This window comes from Phyllobacterium sp. OV277 (genome assembly GCF_900104355.1).
Taxonomy (GTDB): Bacteria; Pseudomonadota; Alphaproteobacteria; order Rhizobiales; family Rhizobiaceae; genus Phyllobacterium.
This window is the reverse complement of the sequence record NZ_FNIY01000009.1, coordinates 26889-45168: the sequence shown is the minus strand read 5'-3', so window position 1 is coordinate 45168 and position 18280 is coordinate 26889. Positions and strand designations below refer to the sequence as shown.

The 18280-nt window shown below is 56.4% G+C and carries 14 protein-coding genes; 10 read left to right on the top strand and 4 right to left on the bottom strand.

Features of this window, described 5'->3' with window-relative positions; all coding sequences use genetic code 11:
• Nucleotides 1–2 precede the first annotated feature (2 nt).
• Nucleotides 3–908 carry a beta-keto acid cleavage family enzyme gene (locus BLU05_RS21425; RefSeq protein ID WP_091884608.1) on the bottom strand — a complete coding sequence of 302 codons (906 nt, stop codon included), beginning with the start codon at nt 906–908 and terminating at the stop codon, nt 3–5.
• A gap of 79 nt (nt 909–987) precedes the next feature.
• On the opposite strand from BLU05_RS21425, the gene BLU05_RS21420 reads away from it, so the two are divergent.
• Together BLU05_RS21420 and BLU05_RS21415 are read left to right on the top strand one after the other, a co-directional pair.
• Nucleotides 988–1974 carry a GlxA family transcriptional regulator gene (locus BLU05_RS21420; RefSeq protein ID WP_091884860.1) on the top strand — a complete coding sequence of 329 codons (987 nt, stop codon included), beginning with the start codon at nt 988–990 and terminating at the stop codon, nt 1972–1974.
• Nucleotides 1975–2066: 92 nt separating this feature from the next.
• Nucleotides 2067–2546, top strand: a complete 480-nt coding sequence (locus tag BLU05_RS21415; RefSeq protein WP_091884606.1) for a thioesterase family protein — start codon at nt 2067–2069, stop codon at nt 2544–2546.
• Nucleotides 2547–2727: 181 nt separating this feature from the next.
• Here the strand turns inward: BLU05_RS21415 and BLU05_RS21410 are convergent, their stop codons facing one another.
• Nucleotides 2728–3627, bottom strand: a complete 900-nt coding sequence (locus BLU05_RS21410) for a LysR substrate-binding domain-containing protein (RefSeq protein WP_091884603.1) — start codon at nt 3625–3627, stop codon at nt 2728–2730.
• Nucleotides 3628–3779: 152 nt separating this feature from the next.
• Between BLU05_RS21410 and BLU05_RS21405 the strand changes: the two genes are divergently transcribed.
• Genes BLU05_RS21405 through BLU05_RS21395 form a run of 3 tightly spaced genes read left to right on the top strand, consistent with a single transcriptional unit; the run spans nt 3780 to nt 9939 of the window.
• Entirely contained in the window at nt 3780–5012 is a 1233-nt protein-coding gene (locus tag BLU05_RS21405; protein WP_091884600.1) for an aromatic ring-hydroxylating oxygenase subunit alpha, read from the top strand.
• A 38-nt stretch (nt 5013–5050) separates the two neighbouring features.
• Entirely contained in the window at nt 5051–7498 is a 2448-nt protein-coding gene (locus tag BLU05_RS21400; protein ID WP_091884598.1) for a GcvT family protein, read from the top strand.
• On the top strand, nt 7495–9939 hold the full coding sequence (locus BLU05_RS21395) for a GcvT family protein (protein ID WP_091884595.1): 2445 nt from the start codon (nt 7495–7497) through the stop codon (nt 9937–9939). The genes BLU05_RS21400 and BLU05_RS21395 overlap by 4 nt, the downstream gene beginning before the upstream one ends.
• A 308-nt stretch (nt 9940–10247) precedes the next feature.
• Here BLU05_RS21395 and rocD read toward each other — a convergent pair whose 3' ends face one another.
• Both rocD and rocF read right to left on the bottom strand, forming a co-directional pair.
• On the bottom strand, nt 10248–11456 hold the full coding sequence (rocD, locus tag BLU05_RS21390; protein ID WP_091884856.1) for an ornithine--oxo-acid transaminase: 1209 nt from the start codon (nt 11454–11456) through the stop codon (nt 10248–10250).
• Nucleotides 11457–11484: 28 nt separating this feature from the next.
• The gene (rocF, locus tag BLU05_RS21385; protein ID WP_091884593.1) at nt 11485–12474 is read right to left on the bottom strand and encodes an arginase; all 990 of its coding nucleotides are present in this window, start codon (nt 12472–12474) and stop codon (nt 11485–11487) included.
• Between the two features lie 171 nt (nt 12475–12645).
• On the opposite strand from rocF, the gene BLU05_RS21380 reads away from it, so the two are divergent.
• The 5 genes from BLU05_RS21380 to mgtE all read left to right on the top strand — a co-directional run bounded on the left by BLU05_RS21380 (nt 12646) and on the right by mgtE (nt 18243).
• Nucleotides 12646–13071, top strand: a complete 426-nt coding sequence (locus BLU05_RS21380) for an Lrp/AsnC family transcriptional regulator (protein WP_091884590.1) — start codon at nt 12646–12648, stop codon at nt 13069–13071.
• 22 nt (nt 13072–13093) lie between these two features.
• A complete protein-coding gene (gene pabB / locus BLU05_RS21375) occupies nt 13094–14497 on the top strand; it encodes an aminodeoxychorismate synthase component I (RefSeq protein ID WP_091884587.1) in 1404 nt (467 codons plus the stop codon).
• A complete protein-coding gene (locus BLU05_RS21370) occupies nt 14494–15087 on the top strand; it encodes an anthranilate synthase component II (protein WP_091884585.1) in 594 nt (197 codons plus the stop codon). The genes pabB and BLU05_RS21370 overlap by 4 nt, the downstream gene beginning before the upstream one ends.
• A 143-nt stretch (nt 15088–15230) precedes the next feature.
• Nucleotides 15231–16679 (top strand): aldehyde dehydrogenase family protein, encoded by a 1449-nt coding sequence (locus BLU05_RS21365; RefSeq protein WP_091884582.1) that lies wholly within the window; start codon nt 15231–15233, stop codon nt 16677–16679.
• A 151-nt stretch (nt 16680–16830) separates the two neighbouring features.
• Entirely contained in the window at nt 16831–18243 is a 1413-nt protein-coding gene (gene mgtE / locus BLU05_RS21360; protein ID WP_091884580.1) for a magnesium transporter, read from the top strand.
• Nucleotides 18244–18280 lie beyond the last annotated feature (37 nt).

The following is an 18280-nucleotide window of genomic DNA, read 5'->3' as shown; positions in this document are numbered from 1 at the left end:
TGTCACCAGCCCTTTGTCAGTTTCATGCGGGCGCGAACCTCGTCAGGTCCAAGGATTTTCGCGCCAATGCTTTCGGCAACCTTCACCGCCCGTTCGACCAGTTGGCCGTTGGTGGCAAGAACGCCCTTGTCGAGCCAGATATTGTCTTCAAGGCCAACGCGGATATTGCCGCCAGCCAGCATCGCCATGGCCGCATAGGGCATCTGGTTGCGACCAATGGAGAAGGCCGAAAATGTCCAGTTGGATGGCAAATTGTTGGTGAGTGCCAACAGCGTGTTGATATCGTCAGGTGCACCCCATGGAATGCCCATGCAAAGCTGCACCATCACAGGATCTTCCAGCAATTTCTGGTCATAGAGCCATTTGGCGAGTAGCAAATGACCGGTGTCGAAAATTTCAACTTCCGGGCGCACGCCGAGCGCCTTGATCTGCGCTGCCATGTCTTTCAACATGGCAGGCGTATTGGTCATGACGTAATCGCCTTCGCCGAAATTCATCGTGCCGCAATCGAGCGTGCAAATTTCCGGACGCAGCTTTGCCACGTGCACGAGACGCTCCGTTGCTCCAACCATATCCGTACCATCAGGCGAGGGCGGCATGGGCTGTTCGGTCGAGCCAAGCGTCAGGTCGCCGCCCATACCGGCGGTGAGGTTCAGCACCATGTCGACACCAGACGCTTTGATCAACTCGACCACTTCCGTATACAGCGCAATGTCGCGTGAGCCTTTGCCCGTTTTCGGATCACGCACATGGATGTGAGCGATAGCCGCTCCCGCATTAGCGGCGGAAATGCACTCATCGGCGATCTGGCGCGGGGTGACCGGAACCTTGTCGGACCGGCCTGTCGTGTCACCGGAGCCGGTTACGGCACAGGTAATGAATACGTCGCGATTGGGGGTGAGTCCCATTGCTTTGCTCCCATTTTTTCGTTGGGCAAATCATGCAGCTGTTGCAAACCAATGCTTTGCAATATACGAATTTGATTTGATGAATAGCGAATCGTCGCCACTCTTTTTGCCCAACACCCAAACGCTCGAAGTGACGGTTCTTGTCTTCAGCGGTGCATCACTGATGTGCGTGGCATCCACCATTGATCCCATGCGTGCGGCCAATCGCGTCTCGAGCAGCAACCTGTTCAAATGGCAGATCGTTTCTCTGGATGGAAACCCTGCTATCACCACCTGCGGTCTGCCGATTGCGGTCTCCGGTGCCTTCGATCCTTGTGACAAAGCCGACATGCTGCTGATGATCGGCGGCTTCGGCACATCGGATATTTCGCGCACGACCTTTACCGCCAGCCTGCGCCGCGCCACGCACTGCTACCAGATGATCGGCGGCATCGAAGCGGGGTCATGGCTACTTGGCCGGGCAGGATTGCTCAGGGGACGCCGGGCTACAACTCACTGGGAAGACATGGAGGAGTTCACCGCCGAATTTCCTGAAACCGATGTGCGACCGGATCGTTATGTCATTGATGGTCCTGTCTTCACCACCGGCGGCGCATCGCCAACCTTTGATCTGATGCTGCATCTCATCCGTTCGCGCTGCGGCATGTCCGTGGCGCTCGATGTGGCGAGCGTCTTCATCTATGACGAGGCCCATGCCTCCAATGACGCCCAGCCACTTGTTTCGCTGGGGCGGCTTGACGATGTGCATCCGAAACTCGCCACCGCAATCCGGCTGATGGAGGGGCATCTCGATGCGCCGCTGACCATCGGGGCCATTGCCAAACGTTGCGGTCTCAGCGCCCGCAGTCTTGAAAAGATATTTGCAAAAGCCGTCGGGGAAGGTCCCGGCCGCTACTATCTGCGCCTGCGCCTAAAGATCGCGCGGCGGCTGATCACAGACACAAAAACACCGCTTGCGGACATCGCTGCACGCACAGGGTTTTCATCCGCCGCCGCCTTCGCCCGGACATTTCGCATCTTCGAAGGCAAGACGCCGAGCAGTTTACGCACCAATGCCAATCGTTAGGCTGCCGCCATTATCAGTCGTTTTTGACAAAGTGAAGGGGTGGCTGCCATGCTTCAAATGCCGCTTAAATTTACAACCAAGGGAACCCCCGCATGTCAGAAGGTGAATTATACCGCTCCGCGCCGATCTCCATGGAAAAGGAATGGATCGATTATAACGGCCATCTGAACATGGCCTATTACAATGTGGTGTTTGACCGTGGTGGTGATGAATTCCTTGCGGAGCTTGGTTTCGGGCCCAAATATGCAGCGGAGCGGAAGCTGACGATTTACACCGCCGAGGTCCATATTTGCTATGTGCAGGAGATTCATCTGGACCATGTGGTGACTGTGACGAGCCAGCTGATCGACTTTGATGGCAAGCGCCTGCACACCTATAACGAGATCATCCACCGGGATGGATGGGTGGCCGCCACCTCGGAAGTTCTGTCGCTGCATGTGGATATGAACGGGCCCAAAGTTGTGCCGTTTCCGGAAGATGTATTGCCCAAGCTTGAGTTTTACAAGCAGGCCCATTCAAAGCTGGAGCTACCTGCACGCGTGGGGAGAGCGATTGGGATTAAGCGGAAATAGGGTTGGAGATGGTTTGTGGTTTGGGTTGGTGGTTCGTGGTTCGACAAGCTCACCATGAGGGAAAGTGGGGATGCAACGATAATCACAGAGATCGGAGATCAAAAGGCTGCAGAATAAAGCTCCCCTTCATCACCCATCTCCCTCATGGTGAGCTTGTCGAACCACGAACCACCAACCACGCTCACACCGCCTCAAACTGCTCCACCAGCCATTTCTCAAACTGGCGGATGCGGGCTTCATTGACCCGCTCTTTGCGGCAGATCATGTACCAGGCACCGGGTTGCGGAACTCTCAGCGGGAAGGGTGCCACCAGACGTCCGGCTTTGAGATCATCCGCCACCAGAAAACCCGGTGCGATGGCCAGTCCCTGACCATCCAGCGCCGATTGCAGGGCGGCGAGATAGGTGTCGAATTTCAGCGTCACAGCCTGTCCGGTGTCGGCAATGCCTGCTGCTTCCAGCCATGTTCCCCAATCTTCAGGTGCCGTATAGAGCGCGAGGCGCGGCACCTTGTTCAATGCCTTGGCACTGTTGTCGCCCGCGATCTTTGCTGCGACCTGCGCGCTGCATACGGGAAACATCTCTGCCTTTACCAATAGCCGGTAATGCAAGTTCATCCGCTCCGGCCGCGTGGTGTGGATGATGCCAATATCACAACTGTCGATGTTGAGTTCCCAATCAAGCTGGCTGGTACCAATGCGAATGGCAAGGTTTGCATTGACCTTGCGGAAATCCGTCAGTCGCGGAATGAGCCAGCGAATGGCAAAGGTCGCGTAGGTTTCAAGCGCCAGATCATCCGTCGTGCCAAGCCGGTTGATCAGCGCCGTGCCGCGCGCGATCTTTTCAAAGGCATCGCGCATATAGGGGTAGTAAAGCGTTCCCGCATCGGTCATCGCCACACCGCGTGGCAAGCGCTCGAACAGTTTCACCCCCAGAATTGCTTCAAGTTCGGAAATGCGATGGCTGATCGCTGATTGCGTCACGCCAAGCTCATCACCCGCAAGGCGAAAGCTCAGCAATCGCGCCGAGGCTTCAAACGCACGCAATGAGCCAAGCGGCGGTATTCTGGGCTTCGACATCATCGGGTGGCACCTGCAATTTCGACTGTTGAGAATAATTCATGTCTTCATGAGCAACCATCGCTTGAACGGAGCCCAATGCGGAATCATTCTAATCTGCGACGCATCCGAGAAACAATAAGCGTTCGGGAACAATCTTTTTGAGCGAGGCAAAGATGGGCGCAGAACAGGCAGTGGCCGGGATTGCACCGGCAGGCGACAAGATCGATCGCATGATTGCGGAACACCGGCCGGGTCACGGTCTGGTGCGCGCCTTCTATATGGACCCGGATGTCTATGCCAGAGATATGGAGCGCGTGTTCCGTCGCCACTGGCATTGCATCGGTCACGCCAGCATCATTCCCAATACCGGCGATTTCGAGCTGTTCAAGATCGATACGGAAGCGGTGATTGTTTCGCGCACCGAAGATGGGTCGATCCATGCCTTCCTCAATGTCTGCCGCCATCGCGGCGCCGAGGTCTGCACCCAGCAAAAGGGCAATGCGCGCTTCTTCGTCTGCCCCTACCATGCATGGACCTACATGAACGACGGCAGCCTGCGGGCAGCCCGGTTGATGCCGCGGGATTTTGATCGCAGCGCTCATGGTCTGAAAAAACTACATGTGCGCGTGGCCGAAGGGCTGATTTTCATCTGCTTCGCTGACGAACCATTGGATTTCTCCATCATCGAACAGTCACTGCGCACCACCTGCGGCCAATATGGCTGGGCCGATGCCAAGGTGGCGCACCGCGAGACCTATCCGGTTGATGCCAACTGGAAACTGGCAGTTGAGAACTATGTGGAGTGCTACCACTGCGGTCCGGCGCATCCTGAATATTCACAGACCCATGCGCTGGAGCAGCCGCTGGAGAAAATCACCGAACTGAATGCCCGCATGGAGCAGCGCACCTGCGCGCTTGGCATTGACATCGCCACCGGCGATCACTGGCAGAATTCGGCGCAGGGGCAGGAAACCATCGATACGTTCCGCTATGCGCTCTATGATGGCGTATCGAGCGGCAGCGAGGACGGTTCGCCCGTGGGACCACTGATGGGCCGTTTCACCGAATTTGATGGCGGCGTGACGTCCATTCACCTTGGCGGCACGAGTTTTCTTGTCTGCTACCCTGATCATGGCATGATCTATCGCTTTATCCCGAAGACCGCAGAAACCTGCGAGATGGAACTGATCTGGCTGGTGCGCGGCGATGCGGAAGAGGGCAGGGATTACGATCTTGAAAAGCTGACATGGCTTTGGAAAGTGACCACCGCCGAGGACAAGACAATCATTGAACACACGGCGCGCGGTGTGCGCTCGCACTACTTCGTGCCGGGACCCATCGCGCCGATGGAGCAGAACGAATTGCGGTACATCCAGTGGTACCTCGATGAAATCGCACGGGCTTAGCCTGCAAACAAAAAGCATAAGACCACGGGAGACTTTGCATGTCTGAATTTCCAACGTCGGCGCGGGTCGTCATCATTGGCGGCGGGGCGGTCGGCGTCTCCTGCCTCTATCATCTGGCCAAGGCTGGATGGACCGATTGCGTACTTCTGGAAAAGAACGAGCTGACATCGGGTTCCACATGGCATGCGGCGGGTAATGTGCCGACATTCTCCGCCTCGTGGTCGGTGATGAACATGCAGCGTTATTCGGCTGAACTCTATCGGGGACTGGCGCAGGAAGTCGATTATCCCATGAACTACCATGTCACGGGCTCGCTGCGGCTTGCCCATGGCAAGGAGCGGATGCGCGAGTTTCAGCGGGTCAAGAGCATGGGCCGCTATCAGGGCATGGATATTGATGTGCTCGGTGTCGATGAAATCACCGGGCGCTATCCCTTCCTGTCGACGCATGATCTGGAAGGTGCGCTTTATGATCCCAATGATGGCGATATCGATCCTGCCCAGTTGACGCAGGCTCTGGCCAAGGGCGCCCGCGATATGGGCGCAAAGATCATCCGGTTTTGCCCTGTGACCGCTGCCCGGCGCGATAGTGATGAATGGGTGATTTCCACGCCGCAGGGCGATATCCGCTGCGAATATGTGGTGAATGCCGCCGGATACCGTGCGCAGGAAATCGGCAGGCTGTTTGGCCGCGATGTGCCGATGATGGTGATGAGCCATCAATATCTGCTGTTTGACGAAATCCCCGAAATTGCCGCATGGAGCCGCGAGCAGGGGCACAAGCTGCCGTTGCTGCGCGACGTGGATTCGTCCTATTATCTGCGGCAGGAAAAGAACGGCATGAATCTTGGCCCCTATGAGCGCAACTGCCGGGCGCATTGGGCAACGTCAGATGATCCGATGCCGGATGACTTTTCCTTCCAGCTTTTCCCCGATGATCTGGAACGGCTCGACTGGCATCTCAATGATGCCATTGCCCGCGTGCCCATTCTGGGAACGGCCGGCCTATCAAAGGTCATTAATGGTCCGATACCCTATGCACCCGATGGCAATCCGCTGATCGGGCCGATGCCTGGTGTTCCCAATGCTTTTGAAGCCTGTGTTTTCACCTTCGGCATTGCGCAGGCGGGCGGCGCAGGCAAGGTGCTGGCTGAGTGGGTGACGGAAGGCGCAACGGAATGGGATATGTGGTCCTGCGATCCGCGCCGTTTCACCGGCTTTGCCGATCAGGCTTACAGCGTCGCCAAGGGTGTTGAAGTCTACGGCCATGAATATGCCATTCATTTCCCGCGTCTCACATGGCCAGCCGGACGCAACAAAAAACTCTCGCCGCTGCATGATCGTATCGCCAGGCTCGGCGCGCAGTTCGGTGCCTATAATGGCTGGGAGCGGGCAAACTGGTATGCGCAGCCCGGCGACGATACGTCGGAAGAGTCCACCCAGACCTTTACGCGCGAAGGGCCATGGCAGCAGCGTATCCGCGAAGAATGCCATGCGGTGCGCGATGCGGTCGGCATTCTCGATCTACCCGGCTTTTCCCGCTTCAAGGTGAGCGGTGCGGGTGCGCGTGACTGGCTCGCATGCCTGATTACCGGACTGGTGCCAAAACCCGGCCGTATAGGCCTTGGCTATTTTGCTGATGCCAAGGGCCGGGTCGTCACCGAAATGTCCATCATGGCGCTGGATGAGGACGTGTTTTTCCTGATCACCGCAGGTGTCGCCGAGTGGCATGATCTGGAATGGTTGCAAAACCATCTACCCAAGGGCAGCGCAATCACAATCACCAATGTCACGGAGGAATTTTCCTGTCAGATCGTCACAGGCCCCAAAGCCCGCGATCTCTTTGCCGGTATCTGCGATGCGGACCTGACAAAATCATGGCTGTCGCACCAGACAACGCAGATTGCCGGACACTATTGCCAGTTGGTGCGCGTTTCCTTTGCCGGAGAGCTTGGCTGGGAAATCCATAGCAAGATTGCCGACACCACAGCCATTTTCGATGCGGTCTGGCAGGCGGGACAGACATATGGGCTAAAGCCTTTCGGCATGTATGCGCTCGACTCGCTGCGGCTGGAGAAGGGTTATCGCGCATGGAAGGGCGATCTTTCCACCGACTATACGCCGCTGCAAAGCGGGCTTGAGCGTTTCATCAAATGGGAAAAGCCCGATTTTCTTGGCAAAGCCGCGCTGGAAAGCGAAAAACAGCGGGGCGTCACAAAGCGCTTCGTCACGTTGACCATCGATGCCGGTGATTGCGATGCGCCTTACATGTCGACGCTTTGGCACAAGGGCAGCATTGTCGGTGAAACCACATCGGGTGGCTGGGGCCACCGGATCGACAAATCCATAGCCCTTGGCATGCTCAAGACCGAACTCACCGAACCCGGCACGGAAGTTGAAGTCGAGATTTTTGGCGAACGCTTCAAGGCCACCGTTCATCCGGATCAACCGCTCTGGGACCCCAATAACGAAAGAATCCGCGCATGAGTTCGCTCCCCTCGAAAGCCCGGGCTGTCATCATCGGCGGCGGCGTTTCCGGCTGTTCCGTGGCCTATCATCTGGCGAAACTCGGCTGGACGGATATCGTCCTCCTGGAGCGCAAACAACTGACTTCGGGCACCACTTGGCATGCCGCTGGCCTGATCGGCCAGTTGCGTGCCTCGCAGAACATGACACGCCTCGCCAAATATTCAGCCGATCTCTATGTGAAGCTGGAGGAGGAAACCGGTGTTGCCACGGGCATGCGGCAGGTGGGTTCGATCACCGTGGCGCTGACCGAAGAGCGCAAGCATGAGATTTACCGGCAGGCATCACTCGCCCGTGCCTTCAATGTCGATGTGCGCGAGATTTCTCCAAGCGAAGTCAAAGAGATGTATCCGCATCTTAATATTGAAGATGTGGTTGGTGCGGTGCATTTGCCGCTCGATGGACAGTGCGATCCAGCCAATATCGCCATGGCGCTGGCCAAGGGCGCGAGACAACGCGGCGCAAAGATATTCGAGCAAGTGAAGGTCACCGATATCAGCAAAAAGAATGGCCGGGTATCGGGTGTTTCATGGGCCAAGGGCGAGGAACAGGGCACGATTGAAACCGATGTGGTGATCAACTGCGCCGGGATGTGGGCGCGTGATCTCGCATCCATGTCGGGTGTCACGGTGCCACTGCATGCCTGCGAGCATTTTTATCTCGTCACCGAAGCCATTCAGGGGCTTGGGCGGCTTCCGGTGCTGCGCGTTCCCGATGAGTGCGCCTATTACAAGGAAGATGCCGGAAAGATGATGCTCGGCGCCTTCGAACCTGTGGCAAAGCCTTGGGGCATGAACGGCATTTCCGAAGATTTCTGCTTTGATCAACTGCCTGAAGATTTCGAACATTTCGAGCCGATCCTTGAAATGGGCGTCAACCGCATGCCGATGCTCGGCACGGCAGGTATTCATACTTTTTTCAATGGTCCTGAGAGTTTCACCCCGGATGACCGCTATTATCTTGGTGAAGCGCCGGAGCTTGGCGGTTATTGGGTCGCGGCAGGCTACAACTCGATTGGCATCGTCTCGTCGGGTGGCGCAGGCATGGCGCTGGCGCAATGGATTCACGATGGTGAAGCGCCTTTCGATCTCTGGGAGGTGGATATCCGCCGCGCCCAGCCATTCCAGAAAAACCGAAACTATCTGAAAGAGCGCGTCTCCGAGACGCTCGGTCTGCTCTATGCCGACCATTTTCCCTACAGGCAGATGGCAACCTCGCGCAATATTCGCCGTTCGCCGCTGCATCAGCATTTGAAGGATCGCGGTGCCGTCTTTGGCGAGGTAGCGGGCTGGGAACGCGCCAACTGGTTCGCAAAACCCGGTCAGGAGCGCGAATATCGCTATTCGTGGAAGCGGCAGAACTGGTTCGACAATCAGCGCGATGAGCATCTGGCGGTGCGCAGTGGTGTCGGTCTGTTCGACATGACGTCATTCGGTAAAATCCGTATTGAGGGCCGCGATGCACTGGCTTTCCTGCAAAAGCTCTGCGCCAACCAGCTTGATGTCGAACCCGGGAGGATTGTTTATACACAGATGCTCAACAATCGCGGCGGCATCGAAAGCGACTTGACCATTACGCGCCTGTCGGAAACCGCGTTCTTTGCCGTCGTTCCGGGTGCCACGCTGCAACGTGATCTGGCCTGGATGCGTAAACACCTCAAAGACGAGTTTGTCGTCATCACCGATGTGACGGCAGCGGAATCCGTGCTTTGCCTGATGGGGCCGAAATCCCGCGACCTCATCGAAAAGATCAGCCCGAATGATTTCTCCAATGCCGGGCATCCCTTTGCAACAGCACGGGAAATCGAGATTGGCATGGGATTGGCGCGGGCGCATCGCGTCACCTATGTTGGTGAACTCGGCTGGGAACTTTATGTATCATCTGACCAGACCGCCCACGTCTTCGAGGCTTTGGAAGAAGCAGGGCAGGCGCTTGGCTTGAAACTCTGTGGCCTGCATACGCTGGATTCCTGCCGGATCGAAAAGGCTTTCCGCCATTTCGGCCATGATATCACCGATGAGGATCACGTTCTGGAGGCCGGTCTCGGCTTTGCCGTTAAACCCGCCAAGGGCGATTTCATCGGGCGCGATGCGGTGTTGAGGAAGAAGGAGAACGGGCTTGATCGCCGGTTGGTGCAGTTCCGCCTTGCTGATCCCGAGCCGCTGCTGTTCCACAACGAAGCGATCGTGCGCGATGGCGAGATTGTCGGAACGATCACCTCAGGCAATTACGGGCATCATCTCGGCGGTGCAATTGGCCTTGGCTATGTCGCCAGCAAGGGCGAGAGCGAAGAACAGGTGCTTTCATCCGTTTATGAGATCGAGATCGCCGGGGAGCGCGTGAAAGCCGAGGCTTCGCTGAAGCCGATGTATGATCCGAAGGCTGAGCGGGTGAGGGTGTAAGAAAGATGTGTGGTGCGTGGTTCGACAAGTTCACCATGAGGGAGATTGGTGGATTGCAGGGAGCCAGGTTCTGCAACGTTGGCGATTAGCGTTGCAACGCCTCCCTTTCCGTCATCCTCGGGCTTGACCCGAGGACCCATGGCTGTGCAGCACTAAACTTCCCACTTAAACAGATGCATTCCAGCAACTCGCTGACTTAAAGGCGCGTGCAGCATTTGCAACAAGCAGGAACAATGAATGCTGTCTTTCTTTGTTTGCCGTGGGTCCTCGGGTCAAGCCCGAGGATGACGGAGAAGGAGGGGGCGTCCTCAATTCATGCTCGTCAGCACTTCATCGAACTGTTCCAGCGCCCAATCCACTTGATCGCGCGTGATCACCAAGGGCGGTGCAATGCGGATCGTATCGCCATGGGTGTCTTTCGCGAGAATACCGCGTTCCTTCAACGCGTAGCAGAACCGATTGGCACCACCGGCTTCCGGATGCAATTCAATCGCCAGCATCAGGCCACGACCCCGCACCTCGCGGACAATATTGCTGCGGATGCCCTTGAGCTGCTGCAGGAAATATTCGCCTTCGATGCGGGAGTTTTCGATCATGTTTTCTTCGGTCAGCACGCGCAGGGCAGCCCGGGCGATGGCGCAGGCAAGCGGGTTGCCGCCAAATGTGCTGCCATGCTGACCGGGTTTCAGAACACCCAGAACATCGCTGTTCGAAAGCACTGCGGAAACCGGATAGAAACCGCCTGACAGCGCCTTACCAATCAGCGTGACATCCGCTTCGATACCCTCATGGGCTTCGGCCAAGAGAGCGCCGGTGCGGCCAAGGCCAGTCTGGATTTCATCAAGGATGAGCGTGATGTTATTCTGCGTGCAAAGTTCGCGCACCTTGGTGAAATAGCCCTTTGGCGGGATGATCACGCCCGCTTCGCCCTGAATAGGCTCAACGAGGAAAGCCACCGTGTTGGGTGTCAGAGCCGCGGCAAACGCATCAATATCGCCAAACGGAACCACCTTGAAGCCCGGCGCAAAGGGGCCAAAGTTCTCGCGCGCCGATGGGTCGGTGCTGAAACCGACGATTCCCATGGTGCGGCCGTGAAAATTATCGGAACAGACGATGATCTCTGCGGCATTCTCTGGCACGCCCTTGACCTCATAGCCCCATTTACGAACGGCCTTGATGGCAGTCTCGACGGCTTCGGCACCGCTGTTCATTGGTAAAATCTTGTGCGAGCCGGTTAGCGCTGCCAGTTCCTCGTAGAACAACGCCAGCTGATCATTGCGAAAAGCGCGGGAGGTCAGCGTGAGCTTTGATGCCTGTTCAGTCATCGCGCTAAGGATTTTGGGATGGCAATGGCCCTGATTGACAGCCGAATAGGCCGAGAGGCAATCGAGATAACGATTGCCATCGATATCCCAGACATGCACGCCTTCACCGCGCGACAGAACCACATCAAGCGGCTTGTAATTATGAGCGCCAAGACGGGACTCGGTCGAAATCAGTTGGGCGGCTGTCTGCAGCAAAATATCCTCCTATTTGCCAATTTTCTTATACGTTGAGAGCAGCGGTGCTCTGGTCTGACTGGGCGGGACGTTCATAAATCTGCCGGCCGAACAGGCTGGCGACGAGATCGACAAGCAGCATGGCGCTCTTGCCGCGATCATCAAGAAACGGGTTGAGTTCAACGATATCGAGCGAACCGACAACGCCGGAATCGTGCAGCATTTCCATGGCGAGATGCGCTTCGCGATAGGTCGCGCCGCCGGGAACTGTCGTGCCAACACCGGGTGCGAGCGATGGATCGATGAAATCCACGTCAAAGCTGACATGCAGGATGCCATTGGCCTTTTGCACGCGTTCAATGATGCGGCGCATGAGCTTGGCCACGCCGAACTCATCAATCTGGCGCATATCAATGACATCGATGCCGCGTTCACGCAGCAGCTTCCGCTCAACAGTATCGATGGAACGAATGCCGAAAAGATGCAGATTTTCAGGCTTGATCAGGCCATGCGGCTCATCGCCAAATACGCCTTCAAGGCCGGGTTCGTTGCACAGGAGCGCCGCCGACATGCCATGCATATTGCCCGATGGCGATGTGGCCGGTGTGTTGAAATCCGAATGGGCATCGAGCCAGAGCACGAAGAGTTCGCGGTTGTTTTCCTGGCAGTAACGGGCAACACCAGCGACGGAACCCATGGAAAGGGAGTGGTCGCCGCCGAGAATAACCGGAAATTCTCCCGCCTTCATCGCTTCATAGGTCTCAACGCACAGCATACGCGACCAGGCGGCGATCTTCTCGATGTAGTGGGCAAGACCAACAACGGGTGGGACGACAGGCAATACATCGGGCAAGCGAAGGTCGCCATGGTCATCAACAGGGTGGCCCATTTCTTCCAGCGTGCGGATGAGACCGGCGGTGCGTAGCGCAGCGGGTCCCATGAGGGCTCCGAGACGACCGGCGCCTTCCTCGATGGGTGCGCCGACAATCATCAATTTCTGTTTTGGGTCGTTCTCAAATTTGCCGAGCATGTTCATCAACAAGCGCCACTTTCGCGTTTAATTGGTCAATAGATGGAAGCCGGAGAACCCTCCGTCGCGGCCATTATACTGCCAGCCCGAGGCGGTGACAAATAGACAGCATCCTGATAGAAATGCGCAACTTAATGCGCAGATTGCGCAACAGAATTATACAAATTGGAATATGATATGGATGACCTCGACCGCCGATTGCTGTCTTTGCTCCGGGATGATTGCCGCATGCCCGTTTCGTCGATGGCGACATTGCTGGGTATTTCGCGCGCCACCGTGCGCGCCCGCGTCGACAAGCTGACCAGCGATGGCACCATTCAGGGTTTCACCGTGACGCTGAAAGCCGGGGCGGGTGTTTATGGTGTGCGTGCCATTGCCATGATCGAAGTGGCGGGCCAAGGTGCGGAGAAAGTTATCCGCCGTCTGCAGGGGTTTCCCGAGATTCGCGCGCTGCATACGACCAATGGACGTTGGGATATTGTCGCGGAAATCGAAGTCGAAACCCTTGAAGCCTTCGATCATACCTTGCGGGACATTCGCCATATTGACGGAATCACCCTGACCGAGACAAGTATCCTTCTTTCAACCCGCAAAAGCGGGTGAAATCACCGGGAGATAGTAACGGATGTATATCCGGGAAATTCCATGGCTGGAACCTGTAGATGCTGCCGAACGCCTCAGGCCATTCGGGGGCTTGAGCTTTCTTGACAGCGCCATGCGTCATGACCAGCTTGGCCGTTATTCCTATGTGGCCGCCGATCCCTTCGGAAAACTGGTGGTAACAGACGGTGTAGCCCACTGGAACGATGAAGCATCGCAACTTCTGCCACTGGAGGCGCTTTCCCATTATCTGGACCTGTATCAGCTCGAGGATCAGCGTGATCTTCCTCCTTTCCACGGCGGAGCGATCGGTTATTTTTCCTATGAATTCGGACGCCTGCTGGAAAATCTTCCCGAACCGGTAAAGCAGCCGCAAGGCGACGTTCCGGATGCGGTCTGGAGTTTTTATGATGTCATTCTTGCCTTCGATCACCTGAAACAAAAAGTCTGGCTGGTTTCATCGGGCTTGCCTGAGCAAGCGGGGGAACAACGTGCGGCTCGTGCTGTAGAGCGTTCGGATGCCTTCTTTGCCGCGCTCGAAAAGCGACCAGAACAGCACAGCTTTCCAAGACCACGCATTGCGCGAGAAATCTGGCAATCCAATTTCGAGCGTGAAGCCTATATGCAGGCTGTCGCTGGGGTTGTTGAATACATTCTCGACGGCGATATTTTTCAAGCCAACATCGCGCAACGCTTTAGCGCCGATCTCCCTGATGATTATCCCGTCTGGTCGTTCTACAAAGCCCTGCGTCAGCGCAATGCTGCAACATTTGCCGCCTATCTCGAACATGACGATCTGGTGATAGCCTCAAGTTCGCCTGAGAGGTTTTTGTCGGCGCGTGGCAGGAATGTCGAAACACGGCCAATCAAGGGTACTGTACCGCGCTCGGCTGATCCTGACATCGACCGGCAGCATGCGGATGAACTGCTGGCGTCGGAAAAGGATCGCGCTGAAAACCTGATGATTGTTGATCTGATGCGCAACGACCTTTCGCGCGTCTGCAATCCCCATTCTGTTCTAACGCCTGTGCTTTGCGGTCTGGAATCCTATGCCAGCGTGCATCATCTGGTTTCCGTCGTCACCGGTCGTTTGGCGGATGATAGAACATTGCTGGATCTGATCCGCGCAGCATTCCCCGGCGGTTCGATCACTGGCGCACCAAAATTGCGGGCGATGGAGATCATCACGGAAACCGAGCATGTTGCGCGGGGCATTTATTGCGGTTCAATCGGCTTTATTGGCTTCAACGGCAATATGGATACCAATATCGCTATTCGCACGGTGCTGTTTCAGGGCGGCAAGGCGGTGTTTCAGGCGGGCGGTGGTATCACTGCGCTGTCCGATCCGGCGGCGGAATATCAGGAGACGCTCGATAAGGCGGTGCGGATTTTGGACGTGTTCAATATGGCCGGAGATATCGGGTCATGATCCTCATCATCGACAATTACGATTCGTTCGTTTTCACCGTGGCGCGCTATTTTGCCGAACTTGGCGAGGAAACGCAGGTTGTCCGCAATGACGCGATCTCGATTGCCGATATTGAAACGCTAAAGCCCTCGGCTCTCGTTATTTCGCCGGGACCATGCGGACCGCATGAAGCGGGCCAGTCGCTGGCCATCATCGAAAAGTTCAGCGGTACCGTTCCCATTCTGGGCATATGCCTTGGCCACCAGTGCATTGGCGAAGCCTTTGGCGGCAAGGTTTTGCGCGCGCAAGAGCCTATGCATGGCCGTTCATCACTGATCCAGCACGACGGAACAGGGGTGTTCAAGGGACTGCCAAGCCCATTCAAGGCGGGGCGTTACCATTCGCTTATTGTCGTGGCTGATGAAAACACCACCGCGCTCACTGTTACTGCACGTTCGGATAGGGGCGAAATCATGGGGCTCGCACATAATGAGCACCCGACCTTTGGCGTACAGTTTCATCCGGAATCGGTGCTGACGGAATATGGCCATGCGATGCTGGGCAATTTCCTGCGCCTTAGCCGTCAGTTCCATCAGCGGAAGAAATCGTGAACCGATAAGAGTACGCCGCTATTTTCGCCTCTTTGTTCGATATTGCTGTTGGCTGGTAACCTATTCATCGGCTACACCTTCAATCGAACAATGAGCGGCATCGACCAGCTCTCAATCAACATCCCACAGGCAGGAGACCAACCATGCTTCGCAAGACCGATTTCTATATCAATGGAAAATGGACAGCTCCAGCCGTGGCAAGAGACCTTGAAGTCATCAATCCTGCCGATGAGCAGGCATTTGCTGTCATTTCAGTTGGATCAGCCGCCGACGTCGATGCTGCAGTGAACGCCGCGCGCAAGGCATTCAGCACCTGGAGCCTGACAAGCCGTGAGGAACGCATTGCGTGGCTTGAACGCCTGACCGCAGTCTATGAAGCGCGTATCAACGATATGGCGCAGGCGATTTCCTCGGAAATGGGTGCGCCGATCAAAATGGCTCTGGAAGAGCAGGCGGCCTCGGGCACCAGCCACCTCAAGGCTTTCATGCGCGCTTTGAAGGATTTCAAATTCGAACGGCCATTGGATGAGCACAACAAGAATGTCCTGATCGCCTATGAACCAATCGGCGTTTGCGGCCTGATCACACCATGGAACTGGCCGATGAATCAGGTCATTCTCAAGGTTGTGCCCGCTATTGCTGCAGGTTGCACCGTTGTGCTGAAACCTTCTGAAATTGCACCGATCTCGTCAGTTGTATTTGCTGAAATGATCGATGCATCGGGCCTTCCGGCTGGTGTTTTCAACATGGTCAATGGCGATGGCCCGTCGGTCGGTGCTGCCATGTCTGCGCATCCCGGCATCGACATGATGTCGTTTACCGGATCGACCCGCGCAGGCATCGCCGTCACCAAGGCGGCTGCCGATACGGTCAAGCGCGTGTCGCTGGAACTTGGTGGCAAGTCACCCAACATCGTTTTTGCCGACAGCGACGTCGAAGCTGCGGTGACGCGCGGTGTGCAGCATGTCTTCAACAATACGGGTCAGTCCTGCAATGCGCCAACGCGCATGCTGGTGGAACGCTCGGTTTACGCCAAGGCAACGGAAGTGGCTGCCGCCACAGCCAAGGCGACAGTGGTTGGCGATCCGGCCAAGGATGGCGATCATATGGGGCCGCTCGTTTCCGAAGCACAGTTCAATAAGGTACAGGGCCTGATTGAACAGGGCATCAAGGAAGGTGCGCGCCTGATTGCCGGTGGTACTGGCCGTCCGGAAGGTTTCAATCGGGGCTATTTCGTTCGTCCAACCGTGTTTGCCGATGTAAACAATGACATGACGATTGCCCGTGAAGAAATCTTTGGACCGGTGCTTGCCATGATCCCGTTCGATACGGAAGAAGAGGCCGTCGAAATCGCCAATGACACGCCTTATGGGCTCGCTGCCTATATCCAATCCGGTGATCGCGAACGGATCAAGCGTGTGTCAAAGCAGCTGCGTGCCGGTATGGTTCGCGTGAACGGCGCGTCGCATAAGGCAGACGCACCTTTCGGCGGCTACAAGCAGTCCGGCATTGGCCGTGAGGGCGGTCATTGGGGACTGGAAGACTTTCTTGAGGTCAAGGCAATCAGCGGCTGGGAAGACAGCGCCGCCTGATATCAATGCTTTGCGTCCAATGGTTGAGCAGGGTAGTAGTAACCCTCTGAAATTGCGCATAATCCTGCAGAATTCGATTTGGATTTCAGGGGTTATGCGCTAACTGACAGTCTGACAGTGTAAGACACGTCAGGAAGGCAGGTGCGGACCGATGGACGAAACTGAAACATTGCCTCAGTCCGCCGATGAAGAGCGGGACGTCGACATTTATGGCGAAGACGGCGCTGTCCGCTCTTCCTATCTCGCCCGTGTCGGCGCCGCCATTGCGGATCGCGATGTTCTGTTTCTTCGGTCCCACGTCGGCAAGCTGCACCAGTCCGAGCTTGGCCACGTTCTTGAGGCGCTGCAATCGGAGCAGCGCTCGGCACTCATCGAGCTTCTTGGCGATGAATTCGATTTTGCGTCTCTGGCGGAAGTTGATGAGGCCGTGCGCCTCGAAATCGTCGACGCCATGCCGAATCAGCAGATCGCTGAAGCGGTTCAGGATCTTGATTCCGATGATGCCGTCTACATTCTTGAGGATCTCGACCAAGAAGACCGCGACGAGATTCTGGCACAGTTGCCATTTACCGAACGCGTTCGCCTTCGCCGCTCTCTCGGCTATCCGGAAGAAACCGCCGGTCGCCGTATGCAGACGGAGTTCGTTGCGGTTCCACCATTCTGGACCGTCGGACAGACCATCGACTACATGCGCAACAACGCCGATTTGCCCGAGTCTTTTTCGCAGATTTTCGTTATCGACCCAATGTTCCGGTTGCTTGGTGCCATTGATCTTGATCGTATCCTGCGCGCCGGACGTGATGCGAAGATCGACGAGATCATGCACGAGACGCGTCACGCCATTCCTGCGACCATGGATCAGGAAGAAGCGGCGCAAATCTTTGAACAGTACGATCTTCTGTCTGCGGCCGTTGTTGATGAGAATGAGCGGCTCGTCGGCGTGCTCACCATCGAAAACATCGTGGACGTCATTCAGGAAGAGGCCGAAGAGGACATCATGCGCCTCGGCGGCGTCGGCGACGAAGAGCTCTCCGACTCGGTCTTTTCAACATCCCGTTCCCGTACGCCATGGCTGGTCGTAAATCTGTTCACCGCGTTTCTGTCCGCATCCATCATCGGGCTGTTTGACGGGACGATCCAGCAGATGGTTGCGCTTGCGGTCCTTATGCCCATCGTGGCTTCTATGGGTGGCAACGCGGCGACCCAGACCATGACCGTCACCGTGCGCGCCTTGGCGACCCGGCACATGGACATCTACAATGCGGGCCGCATCATCCGCCGCGAGGCTTCGGTCGGGCTTATTAACGGCATGGTGTTCGCGCTATTGATAGGCATGGTCGCGGGCCTTTGGTTCCAGAGTGTCGAACTTGGCGGGATTATCGCCACAGCCATGATCATCAACATGATGGCGGCGGCACTGGGTGGCATTCTGATTCCCCTGCTGCTCGACAAGTTCGGAGCCGATCCGGCTATTTCATCGGCAGTTTTTGTAACGACTGTAACCGACGTTGTCGGCTTTTTCTCATTTTTGGGATTGGCAACCTGGTGGTTTGCACTGGGTTGAAACGCCTCTTACGTAAGGTTTGTGACCAACGTTCATT